General features: G+C 46.6%; 14 protein-coding genes and 3 pseudogenes. 16 read left to right on the top strand and 1 reads right to left on the bottom strand.

Going from position 1 to position 15644, the window contains the following annotated elements; all coding sequences use genetic code 11:
• Positions 1–75: 75 nt before the first annotated feature.
• The 8 genes and pseudogenes from ACLD72_RS19030 to ACLD72_RS18995 all read left to right on the top strand — a co-directional run bounded on the left by ACLD72_RS19030 (position 76) and on the right by ACLD72_RS18995 (position 5408).
• A pseudogene (locus ACLD72_RS19030) lies at positions 76–624 on the top strand (hypothetical protein).
• 38 nt (positions 625–662) lie between these two features.
• Positions 663–1262: a hypothetical protein gene (locus ACLD72_RS19025; protein ID WP_411001543.1), complete on the top strand. Its 600-nt coding sequence runs from the start codon at positions 663–665 to the stop codon at positions 1260–1262.
• Positions 1263–1285: 23 nt separating this feature from the next.
• Positions 1286–1921, top strand: a complete 636-nt coding sequence (locus ACLD72_RS19020) for a LysE family translocator (protein WP_411001544.1) — start codon at positions 1286–1288, stop codon at positions 1919–1921.
• 221 nt (positions 1922–2142) lie between these two features.
• Positions 2143–2493, top strand: coding sequence for a VOC family protein (locus tag ACLD72_RS19015; RefSeq protein ID WP_068783464.1), 351 nt, complete (start codon positions 2143–2145; stop codon positions 2491–2493).
• Between the two features lie 42 nt (positions 2494–2535).
• Positions 2536–3930: an MDR family MFS transporter gene (locus tag ACLD72_RS19010; RefSeq protein WP_411001545.1), complete on the top strand. Its 1395-nt coding sequence runs from the start codon at positions 2536–2538 to the stop codon at positions 3928–3930.
• A gap of 142 nt (positions 3931–4072) precedes the next feature.
• Positions 4073–4642: a PadR family transcriptional regulator gene (locus ACLD72_RS19005; protein WP_411001546.1), complete on the top strand. Its 570-nt coding sequence runs from the start codon at positions 4073–4075 to the stop codon at positions 4640–4642.
• Between the two features lie 39 nt (positions 4643–4681).
• Positions 4682–5113 (top strand): annotated as a pseudogene (locus ACLD72_RS19000) (AraC family transcriptional regulator ligand-binding domain-containing protein); the annotation flags it as partial.
• A 55-nt stretch (positions 5114–5168) separates the two neighbouring features.
• Entirely contained in the window at positions 5169–5408 is a 240-nt protein-coding gene (locus ACLD72_RS18995) for a NifU family protein (protein ID WP_411001547.1), read from the top strand.
• On the opposite strand, the pseudogene ACLD72_RS18990 reads toward ACLD72_RS18995, so the two are convergent.
• Positions 5337–5538: pseudogene (locus tag ACLD72_RS18990) on the bottom strand (hypothetical protein); the annotation flags it as partial. The gene ACLD72_RS18995 and the pseudogene ACLD72_RS18990 sit on opposite strands and share 72 nt — an antisense overlap.
• A 229-nt stretch (positions 5539–5767) precedes the next feature.
• Here ACLD72_RS18990 and ACLD72_RS18985 point away from each other — a divergent pair.
• The 8 genes from ACLD72_RS18985 to ACLD72_RS18950 all read left to right on the top strand — a co-directional run bounded on the left by ACLD72_RS18985 (position 5768) and on the right by ACLD72_RS18950 (position 15616).
• Positions 5768–6781, top strand: coding sequence for an ABC transporter substrate-binding protein (locus ACLD72_RS18985; protein WP_411001548.1), 1014 nt, complete (start codon positions 5768–5770; stop codon positions 6779–6781).
• Complete coding sequence (locus ACLD72_RS18980) at positions 6762–7541, top strand: ABC transporter ATP-binding protein (protein ID WP_411001549.1); 780 nt, start codon at positions 6762–6764, stop codon at positions 7539–7541. Before ACLD72_RS18985 ends, ACLD72_RS18980 begins: the two co-directional genes overlap by 20 nt.
• A complete protein-coding gene (locus tag ACLD72_RS18975; RefSeq protein ID WP_411001550.1) occupies positions 7535–8287 on the top strand; it encodes an ABC transporter permease in 753 nt (250 codons plus the stop codon). The genes ACLD72_RS18980 and ACLD72_RS18975 overlap by 7 nt, the downstream gene beginning before the upstream one ends.
• Positions 8288–8482: 195 nt before the next feature.
• Positions 8483–10240, top strand: coding sequence for a sensor histidine kinase (locus ACLD72_RS18970; protein ID WP_411001551.1), 1758 nt, complete (start codon positions 8483–8485; stop codon positions 10238–10240).
• Between the two features lie 4 nt (positions 10241–10244).
• Positions 10245–11489, top strand: a complete 1245-nt coding sequence (locus tag ACLD72_RS18965) for a response regulator (RefSeq protein WP_411001552.1) — start codon at positions 10245–10247, stop codon at positions 11487–11489.
• A gap of 3 nt (positions 11490–11492) precedes the next feature.
• Positions 11493–12791: an ABC transporter substrate-binding protein gene (locus ACLD72_RS18960; RefSeq protein WP_411001553.1), complete on the top strand. Its 1299-nt coding sequence runs from the start codon at positions 11493–11495 to the stop codon at positions 12789–12791.
• Between the two features lie 131 nt (positions 12792–12922).
• On the top strand, positions 12923–14023 hold the full coding sequence (gene bglB, locus ACLD72_RS18955; protein WP_411001554.1) for a beta-galactosidase BglB: 1101 nt from the start codon (positions 12923–12925) through the stop codon (positions 14021–14023).
• A gap of 60 nt (positions 14024–14083) precedes the next feature.
• Positions 14084–15616, top strand: coding sequence for an MFS transporter (locus tag ACLD72_RS18950; RefSeq protein ID WP_458476113.1), 1533 nt, complete (start codon positions 14084–14086; stop codon positions 15614–15616).
• The last annotated feature ends 28 nt before the right edge of the window (positions 15617–15644 follow it).

Genomic DNA, 15644 nt, shown 5'->3' with positions numbered 1-15644 from the left:
ATTCTCATCTGGAGCATTTGACAAGTTATATTATTACTAGTTATATTATGAACAAAATGCAGCAGGAGGGAAGCATTGAAACAAATAGTAATTCCATCGGTTCTGCATGATGTTTTTGGCGAAAGGCAATCTCTTGGATCTATTCTTACGATCCTACTGTTTGGCGGACTGTTGACTGCTGTATTGTATTGGATGTACCCTGAAATGACATCCAATCTACCGGTATGGCGCAGCGTGCTTAGTTAATTGTTGATATTCGATATTTTCGCGGGTTGTATCGCCAATTTTACGCCTTCAACAAGCAATTACTATGCAACGAGAAAAAGGAACCGGATCGTGTTCATTGCCATTCATTTTCATGTCGTATTGATTGCGGTTTTACTAAACACGGCGATCGGATATGCTATAGGGGTATGGGTGTATACCCTAATAGGGGCTTATATCGTGAACTCGCTTAAAGGAAAGCAGTCGCAGCTGTTTGTTGCCGGCTTGCTTCTGTCGATCGGTTTAGGTTGTGCTCCCTTGCTGCCTCATATCCCGCCTTATATTTTGATCCCTTGTCTCTTATTTATGTTGAAAGTCATCTTTGGCTTTGCGGTTGACCACTATAGCCCAAAACGATAGGAACCAATGGCATGAGCACGTCAAGAGGGAGTGAACCAATGGTAGAACGTGAAGATCTGCTTGCTCGTCAATTCCAGCTGCAAGCGGAGGCCGCTGCAGTGGCGGAAGAATTGAACCTTATCCAATTGTTAAAAGCAGCCGGCATGCCGGTCAAAGTTGGAAGTGCGGCACTCGGTTTAATGGCTTGGAGAGACCTTGATATGACGGTCGTTTGTTCCAAGTTGGACATAGCTGTAATCTCTCGAATTGCTTCGCAATTGATGTTGAATCCCCAGATTCGGCAGATGAAATTTATGAACGATACCGGTAGCTGGAACACCGATCCGACTTACCCGGACGGGTATTTTATTGGATTGGATTACTTATCTAAAAGCGAGAACCAATGGTCACTGGATATTTGGTTCGTTGATGATCCTGAGAAACAACCTGATCTGCGGCATATTCGGACGTTGCCCGGTCGTCTTCATGAAGAGGCGATTCTCTCTATCCTGCGGATCAAAACCGTCTGGGCATCGAGAGCCGAGTATGGGAAACAGGTGAAAAGCTTTGATATCTATACGGCTGTATTAGACCATCAAGTGAGCACACCCGAAGAATTCGAACAATGGTTGCAAAGCCGTAACAATATCTCACTTTGAGTGCTTTTGAAGGAGGAGGCCCGATGCCGGATTTTTCAACGTTATTGGCATATGTTATCGTTGTCATTCTTCTATTTATAATTCCAGGACCCGCCGTTCTTCTTACCATTACTCGTACCGTTCAAAACGGGCGAAATGGAGGTATTATGGCAGGGCTTGGCATCGCCATCGGGGATTTTCTTCACACCTTATTTGCTACTGTCGGGCTTTCCACTATACTGATGACCTCTGCACTAGCTTTCAATATGGTTAAATATGCAGGAGCGGTATACTTACTATATTTAGGAGTTCGGGCATTGATGAGTAAGCCATCAGATCCGCAACTTCCCAAGGTTAAAACGGCAGGAGCTTTAAAGTCCTTCTTTTCGGCAATTGTTGCAGAAGTTCTTAATCCAAAGACGGCTCTGTTTTTTCTGGCGTTTTTGCCTCAATTTGTTCATCACGAACGAGGTCAAGTCACCACGCAGTTTTTGATCCTTGGTGTCGTCTTTGTGATCTTAAGTGCATTGTATACAACCTCAATTGTACTAAGCATCTCTGCGCTTGGAAAACTGGTGAAACGGAAGACATGGTTAAGCCGGATAAGCCGGCTAAGCAGCAAATTCGTCGGAGCAATCTATATCGGACTTGGCCTAAAGGTCGCATTCCAAAGACAGTGAGCCGTCCTTTAGTGATATCGTGGAGTAAAACAAAATGTCTAAACAGCCTTAGCTCGAATTTCTCATCGGGCTAAGGCTGTTTTAGTCTAGCATACTTCTCCCATCATCGAGAAAGGCGCGTTCACAATTTTTTCCATAGAATATATCAATAAAATATGTTTACTTATTATATTATTTTGATATAATAAAAATCAATCAAACGAATAAGGAGGAAACATAAGATGTTCAAAAGCGGCAATGTGACTGTAATGGTGGCGGATATGAAAAAGGCGGTAAAATTTTACGCCGAAACACTGGGATTGGAACTGCAGCACGGGGACGGGCATTTTGCGCAAATCGCGGCACCTGGATTGACGATCGGTCTCCTGTATCTTGCCGGAGAACAAGGTTCCCTTCCGGAAAAATCGGGCAGCATGTCCATAGGATTTGAGGTGGAGGACATGGAGTCAGCCATCGAAACGCTGAAGTCCCGCGGCGTTCAATTCCACGATTCCGTGGAAGGCAAGGCGGCCAATGTCGTGCATTTCAACGATCCTGAAGGCAATACCCTTTACTTGGTTTGCAATCGTTAAACCAAAGGGAGGCATAAAGAAATGTAAGGAGGCGTTTTCCGCATGGCCTCGAAAACCAACGTCAACATGGTGGTCGCCGGACTGCTGGCGGCGATGTTTATCGGCGCTTTGGATGCGACCGTCGTCGCCACCGCTACCCCGCATATGATCAAGGATTTGCACGGCGAGACGTTGTTCAGTTGGGTGTTTGCGATTTATACGTTGACCACCTGCGTGGCTACGCCCATTTTCGGCAAGCTCGCCGATTTGTTCGGGCGCAAACCCGTGTTCGCCGCTGGCATCGGTTTATTCGTGCTTGGTTCCATCTTGTGCGGAGCCGCGCAATCGATGACGGGGCTCATTGGGTTCCGGGCTTTGCAAGGATTTGGCGCCGGGGCGCTTGCGCCCGTGTGCTTTACCGTCATCGGCGATTTGTTCTCGGGCAAGCAGCGCGGCAAAATGATGGGTGTCTTTTCGTCCGTTTGGTCCGTGGCTGGCCTTCTCGGCCCGCTAATCGGAGGTTACTTCGTCGATCAAGTTTCCTGGCGATGGATTTTCTACATCAACGTGCCGATCGGCATCATCGCCCTGCTGCTGGTCGTCGTATTTTTACACCAGCCGATCGAACGTCAGGCGAAAAAAATCGATTACCTCGGCGCGATTATGTTTACCATTGCCTTCTCCGCGCTGTTGTATGCGCTACTGAGCGGCGGGTCCCGGCATACCTGGGATTCCCCGGTGATCGTGGGGCTGTTCGCAGTATCGGCCGTATGTTTTATGTTGTTCCTCTGGATTGAAAAACGGGCGGAGGAACCGATGATCCCGTTATCGATTTTCCGGATGCGCGTATTGAACGTCACCTATATCAGCGGTTTTCTGACGTTCAGCATTACGACGGGGTTGACGGTGTATTCGCCGATCTGGATTCAATCCGTGCTCGGCAATTCCGCAACAAGCTCGGGCCTGATCGCTATGCCGATGTCGCTGGCCTGGCCGCTCGCCTCCAACATCGCCGGTCGGCTCATGTACCAGATCGGGGTGAAGGCATCGATCGTATTCGGCTCTTCGCTGGTCATGGCAGGCTCCACCTGGCTGATTGCGCTTCAGATGAACTCGCCCTACGTATTTTGGATTGGGATCCTCGTGCTAATCGGACTGGGAATGGGGTTCGTTGCGACGCCCTCCACCGTTGTCGTGCAATCGGTCGTCGGCTGGGAAAAACGCGGCGTCGCCAACGCTTCCAGCATGCTGGCCCGTGCGCTTGGCCAAACGGTCGGCATCGCGGTTTTCGGCACGATTTACAACCAGTATGTAACCATAATCGGCTCCAAAACGGAGCTGGCTGCCGGAATGCATGCCGTTTTTCTGCTCATGTTGGGGATCGCGATTACGAACCTGCTCGCCGTATCATTCCTGCCGAAACACCGCCAAGTGATGGCGCAACAGCATTCGGCGTAACGGCAGGTAATAAAGCAAAATACCGGAACTGGCCGCAAACGGAGGTGGCCTGGAAAAGCCGCGACCTGCGGCTTTTCTGTTTTTTCAGGCAGCTGTATGTTATACTGAGGTTTGCTTAAAAGCAGTAAAGGGGGCCTTTCGTTTGTACGAATTGTTCATACTCGGCGAATTGATGAATAACCCGATGCACGGCTATTTGCTGCATCAGATTTTGAACGGGATCGTTGGTCCTACGCGAAAAGTCAGCTGGGGGGCGATTTATCCGCTGATCCACGGCATGCTTGCGGACGGGTTGATCGAACAGGTTCCCGATAAGCAACCGGAGGGTGCCAAACAAGGAAAAGGGAAAAAAATAAAGACTTATAAACTTACGGACGAAGGCAGAATACGTTTTTTTCGGTTGATGGAAGAACCGATTCCATATTCGCCGGATTACGAGCTGCATTTTTATACGAAACTGAAAAATTTTGAACTGATCAGCAAGGAATTGCAGTTTTTAATTTTGCATCAATACAAAGATTACCTGCGTTATGAAATCCGCCACGAGGAAGAACGGTTGGAATATGCGAGCAAAGACGATCGGATTCCCGGCGGGGAGCAGAAATATATTCAGATCTTTTTCCGGCATCGGCTGGAAAAGCTTCGATTTGATGAAACGTGGGTTATGCAGTTAATCGAGAGCCATCGCGTGGATGGACAAGGGCTTGAGTGAATGCAAGAGGACATTGTCCTTGGAGGTCGATTACCAACTATGAATGCTCCTTCTGTAGACCGAATCAAGATTGCGCCGGGTTTCTGGACCAGCCTGGAGGGAATAGGGGTAGAACCCATAGCGGTAGCGCGCCAGGCAAGTCTGCCGCTAACCGTCATCACCGAACCGTTCGTGACGACCGCACAATATTATTCCATCTGGCAAGCCTATTCCGAATTAGTCGGGGACATCGCTACGGGAATCGTCAAGCTTGCAACCGCTTATGAGACCGCTCAGTATCCGCCGGCTTCTTTGGCGACCTTTCACGCTCGCGACTACCGGGACGCGCTGAACCGAATGGCCCGTTATAAGCAAATGTGTCCTCCGGAAAACTTGAGGATTCAGGATGAAGGCGAGCAGTATTCAATGGAATTGGAATGGCAGCATGCCGAGTTACCCGGACCGCCGGTGCTTGTCGGCATTACGCTCGCTCCGGAATGAAAAAGGAATTGACTGTTGTTAAAACAATGAGAGGAGGGTGGGATAAATGGAGGAGAATGGAATTTTATTCGATGAAGTCTCGGAAGTGCTTCTCAAACTACGTCCTTTCTTACTGCGTGACGGTGGAGAAGCTGAACTGGTTGAGGTTGAGAACGGTGTAGCCAAATTAAGATTTTTGGGAGCTTGCCACGGTTGCCCAAGTGCTACGATTACGTTAAAGGCCGCTATTGAGCGCGCAATTCTTGAGGAAATCGATGATATTAAAGAAGTTGTACAAGTATACTAGGCTGTTATATAAATCCGCATAGAAGGTATCTTCGGAAAGGAACTCTTTAAGGGTTCCTTTTTCAATAATCATACCATTTTTCATCATGAGGATGACATCCGCAGAATTTTATCGGGGAAAGCTGATGAGCAGTATTTCGTGGCCCAATCTGTTTTTTTGTAAACTATTTAAATTTGCAAATATACAAAATGCAGTGATGGGTGTAAAATGACATTACTTGAGACTACTGGACGGGCAATGGTCTATTTGTAATATTACTTGTGAATAAAAGTGCAAGTTAGCGGGAGAGGTCTCAAGTAAAGCAGGCATATCGCTATGCCGAATCTACTACATAGACACATAGGGGAGATGGGACAACCATGAAGTTTGGGGCAACAAGAAAAATGATGATGTTGTTGGCGCTGGTGCTTGTCGTCAGCATAGTGGGCGTGGCGTGCGGAAGCAAGACGAATAATGCCAACACGGGCGGCGCGGGCAACATACCGGCGGCGACGGGGAATACGGGAGATACACCGGCGGAGTTGCCGGAGCTGTCGCTGGGCCTCCTGCCTTCGATTGATGCGATTCCGTTTATTATTGCCCATGAGCAGGGCTTTGATCAGAAGCGTGGGGTGAACCTGAACATTCAGACGTTCAAAAGCGCCAAAGACCGCGACGTAGCTTTTCAAGCAGGGAAAGTTGACGGGCTAAGCGCCGATCTGGTCGCGATTTCGATCTACAATGAAGCAGGGCTGAACGTAAAAATCACCAGCACGACCTTCGGGGAATTCGATCTGCTGACCGGCAATAACGAGATTCAGGACGTGAAGGATCTGAAGGGTAAAACCGTGATTCTATCCAAAAACACCTCTACGCAGTACACCGTTGCCATGATGCTGAAGCAGGCGGGTCTGACGGAGAAGGATATCCATGTAACGGAGGTGCCGCAAATTCCCACCCGGCTGGAGCTGCTGAAAAATAACAAAGCGGACGCCGCGATTTTGCCGGAGCCGTTTGTCACGATGGGGAAAGCGTCAGGCTTACGCGTGCTTAGCTCCACGAACCAGGCCCAGGTGAACCCGTTCGTGCTGGCCTTCCCGCAAAGCGCGATTGATGCCAAGCCGGAAGCGATCCGCGCCATGTACGCGGCTTATGACGATGCGGTAGCGTATATGCAATCCCACGACCAGAAGGATTACATCGACCTGGTGATCAAAGAGGTCGGCTACCCGGAAACCTTGAAGGACCAAATCGAGGTACCGGCTTACATCCCGGCCAACCAGGTCGATGTCAAAGAGGTCGAGGCGGCGTTTGCCTGGGCCCGCGAGCAGGGTCTGCTGACTAAAAACATCACCCCCGAAGAAGTGATCTCCGATGTCCAGTTTAAGAAATAATAACGGACTGTGCGTAAAGGAGCTTGAGGTTGAATACAAGAGCGGGGAGCTGGCGCTTGGCAGAGTGGATTTCACCCTGCCGGAGCACGGGATTTATACCATTCTGGGGCCATCCGGGAGTGGAAAATCCACGCTGCTGCGTGCCGTGTCCGGCCTCCTGCCGGAATACCGGGGCGAGCTGCTGTTCAATGGACAATCCCTGCGCGGACAGGACGTTCTGATCGGTCTGGTGCCGCAAAATTACGGCCTCCTGCCCTGGAAGACGGTGAAGGCCAACATCAGGGTAGCGATGAAGATCGCTAATCCTAAGGGGCAGGACAGGCAGGCCCAGGAGGCGCAGATTGACCGCTGGCTGTCGGCGATGGGCATTCAGGAGCTGGCGGAGCGTTATCCGCTATCGCTGAGCGGGGGCCAGCAGCAGCGGGTGGCCATTGCGCGGGCGTTCGCGATTGTACCGTCTATTTTATTGCTGGACGAGCCGTTCTCTGCGCTGGATGCCATTACGCGGGAAGCGCTGCAGCAGTTGTTTCTGGAGCATTGGCAGGCGAACCCGGCCACAGCGCTGTTCGTGACGCATGATGTGGATGAGGCCATTCTGCTGGGGCAGAAGATCATCGTGCTCCCGTCAAGCAAGGGCGAGGCGCCGGAGATGATTGACAACGAAGCGGTATTTGGGCTGGAGCATGGGGAGAAGCGGGCTAGTGATGCCTTTTTTGCCCAGATCAAGAGAATCAGAAAGGTAATGCAGGAGAAATGGTGAATAAACGGCGGCTTAACTATATTTTTAGAATATTGCTGGTGTTCTTGGGAATGAATGCGGTCTGGTACGCGGCGTATTTGCTGGTGCATCATCCGATGCTGCCCAGCCCGCTGGGGGTCTATCAGGCGATGGGACAACTCGGCGGAAGGGACATTGTGCTGAATGTCGGCTATAGTCTGATGCGCATTTTTGCCGGAGTCCTGCTGGCGCTGATCGTCGGCCTGATGATCGGGCTTCTGATGGGGCGTTCGGCGCTCTGGAACAAGCTGCTGGACCCGGTAGTGTATTTGACTTATCCGGTGCCCAAGATCGCCTTGCTCCCGGTGGTGATGCTGTTCTTCGGGCTTGGCGAGACCTCGAAGATTCTCATGATTATGCTGATTCTGCTTTTCCAGATTATCATTTCCGTACGCGACGGGGTAAAAGCCATTCCGGCAAGCACCTATGATGTATTGACAAGCATTGGCGCAGGGGCTGGTCAGAAATTTTGGCATATCACCCTGCCCGGCGCGTTGTCCGTGATTCTCAGTACGATCCGTATCTCGCTTGGTACGGCCATTTCGGTCCTGTTCTTTACTGAAATCTACGGCACGGAGCATGGCATGGGCTTCTTCATTATGGACGCCTGGCTCAGGCTGGATTATCCGCAAATGTACGCCGGGATCCTGCTGTTTAGTCTGGTCGGCTTCGTCCTCTTCTTGCTGGTGGACCTGCTTGACTACCGATTCATGAAGTGGCGGACGTAGGATGAGGCCCTGAAAATGCGCTGTTATACCCAGCCAATTTGGACAATGTTTGAGTGAATTGCATCATATGACATCTTAAGCATTTTACGTATTATACAAATAGAGGAAATCCAAGTACCCTTAGGCAAGAAGTTTAGGGTACTTTTTTATATCAATGAAGAAATGATTTCCCAATTAAGGGAGCTATTATATTCCATGAAAAAGATCTGGTTCCGCTTTGTGAATTTTTATAAAAATGCAACGCTAAACGTAAAGCTCTTAATCACGATTACCTTGATTATGGTGGTAACGCTGGTCCTTGTCTTGGGAGGACTGCAATATGCTTTTTCCCTCTATGATGAGCAAATCTATGCCAAATCCTCGCAAGTGTTGATGATGTCGTCCAACAGCATTGAAGAGGAGCTTGAAAGAGTGGAGGAAGTCAGTTATAACATCGCGGTCGATCCGTACATTCAAAAAATTTTACTGGACCTTCAAGCAAATGTAGAAGGTTATGATTTCTATCGGCTTGAACAGAAAATGGGAGATGCCTTGGAGAAATATGTGGATCCGGAAAATTATATTGCTTCCATTTATTTATACGATTCGGCAGGCAGGGAATTTTTAGCCGGGGATAGCAGCAACCCCCTGCAGCAGCAGGATAAAGAACTTGCTTTTAGCCAGGCGGATCAGTATGAGGGGAAAAACTATTGGCTGGAGCTTGCCGGTTACAATGGGGATCTTATTTCCGTTCGCCTGATCCGGTCTTATGGAAATCTAAACTTTGAAAACATCGGCAAACTGCTGGTTCGTGTTAACTTAAATAGAATTGTAAGCGATTTACCAAAACCTCACGGCGAAATCGCAGGAAATATTGTGATTACAAAAGGGGATGGGGTTTTCTATTCGGAAAAAGGCATGGATGACTTGAAAGAATATCATTTTATGGCCAACAATGCTCAGGGCTATAGTATTGAAGACATTCATGGGGAAAGAACCTTTGTCAATCATATTACAACCGATTTTAAGGATTGGACATACTGGAGCCTCATTCCGTTTAACATGATGTTTTCCAAGATAACTGCCGCGAAATATACCTTGGTGCTGATGTTTATGTTCATGTTCGTTTTTCTGATTTCCCTTGGTTTTAATTTTTTAAGAAAGATCACGGATCCCATTCAGGAATTAGCCTTTACCATGCAGGAAGTCCAAAGGGGGGACTTTCAGGCCGTCAATTTATTAAATCCCTCGATGGTTGATGAAGGAGAGGTGGGCATTCTTTATCGGAATTTTATAACGATGATCCATAGAATCGATGAGTTGATCCAGGAGAATTTTTCCAAGCAGCTGCTGATCAAGGAAACCGAATTTAAAGCGCTCCAGGCGCAGATTAACCCGCATTTTTTATACAATACACTGGAGTCCGTTAACTGGTTGGCGAAAATAAATCAACAGGAGCAAATTTCAAATATGGTGGAAGCCCTAGGCCATCTCATGAGATACTCCACAAATTTCAAGCAGGATTTCATTATATTCGAGGATGAAATGGAGATCGTCAACAGTTACTTAACCATCCAAAAATACAGGTTTGACGACCGGGTCGATGTTCAAATGGACATTCCTGTTTATGTGAAAAAATATAAGATTCCCAAACTAATCTTGCAGCCGCTGCTGGAAAATTCGTTTAAGCATGCTGTTGAGCCTTCGGTCGATTTGTCGGTGATAAAATTACAAGCTTATCAGGAAGAAGACAGGTTATTTATCCGGATCGAAGATAATGGGCCTGGCATAGATCCGCTAATCCTTCAGAAAGTAAAAGAAGGCAAAATAAATCCCAAAGGTACGGGTATAGGATTAAATAATATCGATGACCGGATCAAGCTTTATGCTGGCGAACAATATGGCTTAAGCATTGAAAATCTTTCGGGAAAAGGGACCGCCATTACGGTGGTACTGCCTGTTCAAACGGGGTGATCGGATGGCCTATAAAGTGTTATTGGCAGATGACGAAAAGATTATTGTCGAAGGCATTGCCAGTGTGGTTGATTGGGAAGCATTGGATACGGAACTTGTAGCAACGGCAAGAAACGGGATTGATGCGTATGCGAAAATGGTTGAACTGGAACCCGATATTGTGATCAGTGATATCAAAATGCCGGGTATGGACGGGCTTAGTCTTGTTTCAAAGGCCCATAAGGAGTACCCCTCCATCAAATTTATCCTTTTGTCCGGATACAGTGAATTTGAATACGCCAGAACCGCCATGCAATATGAGGTTAAAAATTATTTGTTAAAGCCATGCAATCAGGCTAAAATTACGGCCGCACTTAATGATATCGTTCATGAATTAAACGAAAAGAAGGCTCAGGAAACCTTTATCAGCGAGCTCCGGGAGAAATATGAAAACGCTCAACTTTATACCAAAGCGCATCTGTTGACCGAATTTTTAACCAGCAACAGCTACCTGGACAACGATTTATCATTTTATCAGCAGCTTTTTCAGTTTGAGATCAATCGTCAGCAGATAAGACTCATCCTCTTTAAGCTGGAAGGTTCTTTTTCTTATGAGCATTTGTTTGCGATCAAAAATATTGGAGCCGAGATCCTTGATTCGGTCCTGGTCACTACCCATATCGGGGAATATGCGCTGTTCCTGATCAAGGATGATCATGATACGGAGAAATTGCAGCAAAAAATTATCCGCATCAGAGAGATTATGGCTCAATATTTCAAAAGAGATACCACGGTGGCCATAAGTGAGGGGGACTATTTCCGCAATGCCAGAAAGCTGTACCGAGAGGCCATGGAGTGTTTGGAACACCGTTTTTATTTGGGAGAAGGAAGCATTATCACGAGAACGAATGAATACTATCATCGTTTCAAGTCAAAGCGGTCTTCCGTGATTAGCCGAGTTATAGAAGTGCTAATCGTGAATCTGGGCAATCCTGATTTATCGCTGAAAATGGTGGCCAATGAGATTCTATATATGAACCCGGATTATCTGGGAAAGCTGTTTAAGCAGGAAACCGGTCAGCGATTCTCAACCTATCTGACTAAACTAAGAATTGAAAAGGCAGTGGAGCATATTGCAAAAATGGATGATGTGACCGTCGGAGCATTGGCGGAAATCGTCGGTTTTGGCGACAATCCCCAATACTTTAGCCAGGTTTTCAAAAAATATACCGGCTGTACACCGTCTGAATATCGGAAAAGGGAGGTTTAAAGCTTGAGAAGATTTGGCTTGATCTTATTGTCTTTTATCATGCTCCTCTCAGTCACTGCCTGCGATTTAAGCAATCATGGAAGCAATAGTGAACAAGTAAATGAAAAAGTGACCCTGCGCGTGGCCTGGTGGGGCGTGCAATCCCGGCATGATTACACCATGAAAGTGATTCAAATGTATGAGCAAGCAAATCCAAATGTAGAAATTGTAGCGGAATACGCCAGTTGGGATGATTATTGGAAAAAGCTTGCCCCGCGGGCGGCCGCTAGTGGGTTGCCGGATGTGATTCAAATGGATCGAGCTTATTTGTTTCAATATGGCCAAACCGGCCAACTGGACGATTTAACTCCGTATATAGAAGACGGCACGATTGATATTAGCTCCATTGATAAAAATGCCCTCTCCGGAGGAATGCTGGCCGGCCAATTGTATGGCTTCACCCTTGGCTCGAACGTTCTTTCCGTGCTTATAAATGATCATCTGATCCTAGAAGCGGGCCTTAAAATTGACGATGAACACTGGACTTGGGATGACTTTGAACAAACAGCGATCGATGTCCACAAGGCTACAGGCGTGTATGGTACAAATGGAATGTACCCTGCCGATGTATTTTTCCCTTACTATTTAAGAACACAAGGCGCGCGTCTTTATAATGAAGATGGTACAGGCCTTGGCTACACGGACGATCAGTTATTTGCCGCTTACTTTGAAAGACAGCTTAGGTTGGTTGATGCCAAGGCCTTCCCAACTCCGGACGTACAAGCGCATATCACAGGAATTAACGATGACCTTATCGTAAAAGGAAATGCGGCCATGAGTTGGAACTGGTCCAATCAATATTCCGGATTAGCCGAATCGGCTGAAGCGCCGTTATCCATCCATCTGCCTCCCGAGCATGCGGACAAGGCGGCTTTATTTTTAAGACCGAGCATGTTTTTTTCCATCCCCAAGAGTTCAACACAAAAAGAACAAGCGGCCAAGTTTATCGATTTCTTTGTAAATAATGTGGAAGTCAATAAGTTGATCAAAGGCGATCGAGGTGTTCCGGTATCTTCGAAGGTGATCAAAGGAATCAAACCGGAGTTATCCGAAGTTGACACCAAAATTTTTGATTATGTTGAAAAAGCGTCCAGGCATGTAAGCGCTACGGATCCGATTGATCCGCTGGGCAATGCGGAAATCATAAAAGCGCTTGATGAGATATCCGAACGGATTTTATTTAAGAAAATTACCCCGGAAGAGGGAGCGAAATCCTTTAGAAAGCAAGCAGAACTGATTTTAGGAAGAAATAAGCACTCCTAAAACAAGTATGTTTTTTAAACGTAAACCTCTGTTTTTTTTATGGTTTCAAGAAAGCACTTTCACTACAATGGCAGTATAAGTGAAAACGGTCACAAACAGGCAGGAAGAGATTATGATTTGGAGGGATTACTATGCTGCAGGAAAGGACGATCGCCAAGAAAGAGGTCATTGATTACATTCATTTATTAATGAATAATCTCACGCAAATCAAAGACCAAAGCGGTGAATTTTTACTTAACTTTGATGGCTTGATTGTGGATGACAAAAGCTGGCATGTGTGGAACTGGCCGCAAGGTGTAGGGTTGTACGGAATCTACAAATACTGGAAATTGACCAATGACCAAAGAGCTCTGGAAATGATCAATGAATGGTTTCATGCCAGAATCCAAGAAGGCGCACCGCCGAAAAACGTCAATACGATGGCGCCGTTGTTAACGCTAGCCTTTTTATATGAGGACACCGGAAACCAGACCTACCTGCCTTATTTGGAGGATTGGGCCGAATGGGTCATGCATGATATGCCTCGCACAAAAGAGGACGGGTTACAGCATATGACCTACGGACCGGAGAACAAAAATCAGCTTTGGGATGACACGTTGATGATGACCGTGCTGCCGCTCGCAAAAATCGGCAAACTGCTAAACAAACCTGAATACCTGGAAGAAGCTAAAAAGCAGTTCCTCATTCATATCAAATATTTAACGGACAGAAAAACAGGTTTATGGTATCACGGCTGGACATTTGAAGGAAACCATAATTATGCCGATGCCCTCTGGGCAAGAGGAAATTGCTGGATCACGATTGCGATCCCCGAGATTATTGAAATCCTTGAATTGGAGAAAGGAGATTTTCTCCGTGAATTCTTGATCGATACATTGAATCGGCAAATTGAAGCTCTTGCTGACTACCAGGATGAAAGCGGTTTATGGCATACATTAATTAATGATCCAAGCTCTTATTTGGAAGCCTCAGCTACAGCCGGATTTGCCTATGGAATTTTAAAATCCGTGCATAAGCGGTATGTCAGCAAGGACTATAAAGAAGTCGCCCACAAGGCTATTTGCGGAATTATGAATGAAATTAATGAAGCAGGCGCATTACAAAAAGTGTCCGTAGGAACAGGTATGGGGGACACCCTGGAATTTTACAAGGAAATCAGAACAACGACCATGCCTTATGGTCAATCGCTTGCCGTGCTTTGCTTATCGGAATATCTTCATACGTATATCTAAATCTCCAGCGCTTAATTTCCCGAAATGGAGGAGAGTAAAGTGGTTAGACAACCCAAATTTATGAATTATTTGTCCTACGGGTTAGGTGATTTCTTAGGGGCCGGCGCCTTTGCCTTGACAGCAGCGTGGCTGCTTTTCTTCTTAACCACGTTTTGCGGCCTAACTGCCGTTGAGGCCGGCTCTATTTTCGCGATTGCCCGGATTGTAGATGCGGTTGCCGCCCCAACGATGGGATATATTACGGATAATTTTCATAAAACCAAACTTGGCCGGCGCTTTGGGAGACGGAAGTTCTTTATTTTAGCATCCATCCCGCTTGTTCTTGTTTATACACTCATTTGGATTTCCGGTTTTAGCTACTGGTATTACTTATTAACCTATATCTTGTTTGAAATTGTGTATTCCATGATTTTAATTCCTTATGATACGCTTGCCGCCGAAATGAGCAGCGACTATAAAGTACGCTCGAAGTTTACGGGTGCCAGAATGTTTGTCGCACAGGCATCAGCTGTATTCGCCGCATTTATTCCCGGCCGTCTTGTGGAGACATTAGGTAAAGATGATCCTCTTACATACCTGTACTCAGGTATTATTTTCACGGTCATATTTGTAGTGGTATTGTTACTGCTTTACAGAAATACGTGGGAACGTCCTTTCGATGAAATCCCTCAAGAAGAGGTCATTGATAAAAGAACCTTTTTCCAGAATGTTCATAAAATCTATGCGGATTTAATCTCGACTTTACGGGTAAAAACATTCCGCCACCACTTGGGGATGTATTTGGGCGGATATTTAAGCCAGGATGTATTTAACGCCGTATTTACTTATTTTGTTGTTTTTGCTCTCATGCAAAGTGCTGTTGCCGCCTCCAACTTGTTAACCTTTATGTATGTCATGCAGCTTTTTGGCGTATGGATTGCGCTTACCTTAACGATTAAATTGAATCCTGCCCCGGCGTATCGAACGGCAATTTCTCTGTTTATCGCAGGAATTATTGGATTTATCGTATTAAAGTTCACCGGAACGCTAAATAGCACCGTTTTATTGTTTGTTATGATTGGAATTTGCGGGTTGGGACGCGGGGGGCTGAACTATATCCCCTGGAACAACTACGCATTTATTCCGGACGTAGATGAAGCTTTAACCGGTCAAAGACGTGAAGGCGTGTTCGCCGGTGTCATGAGTTTGATCCGAAAAGGGACACAGGCGTTGGCTGTCTTTTTAGTGGGGGTGGCCTTGCAAGAAGCAGGTTTTGTGTCCGGGCAAGCATCACAACCGGATTCGGCCGTAACCATGATCATTTCTATCTTGCTGTTTGGCACACTGATCTTTTTGGCGGGAGGTTTAATGGTCTCCTATCGTTACAAATTAACGAAAGAAAATCATGTCGTTTTGTTGGATGAAATTAAACGCTTGAAAAATGGCGGCTCTAAACAAGAGGTTACGCCCGAAGCCCGCAAAGTTTTTGAACAATTAACCGGCTGGGAATATGAAAAAACATGGGGAAATAACACGGTGGGATATGAAAATCTGGTGAAGTCTAAAGAAAATACAATTTTTGGAGGTTCATTGCATGACAACGCCATCAAGTGAATTTTTATTGGAATGGTTTACGCGATAA

This window comes from Paenibacillus lacisediminis (assembly GCF_046567315.2).
This window is presented reverse-complemented; position numbering and strand designations above follow the sequence as displayed.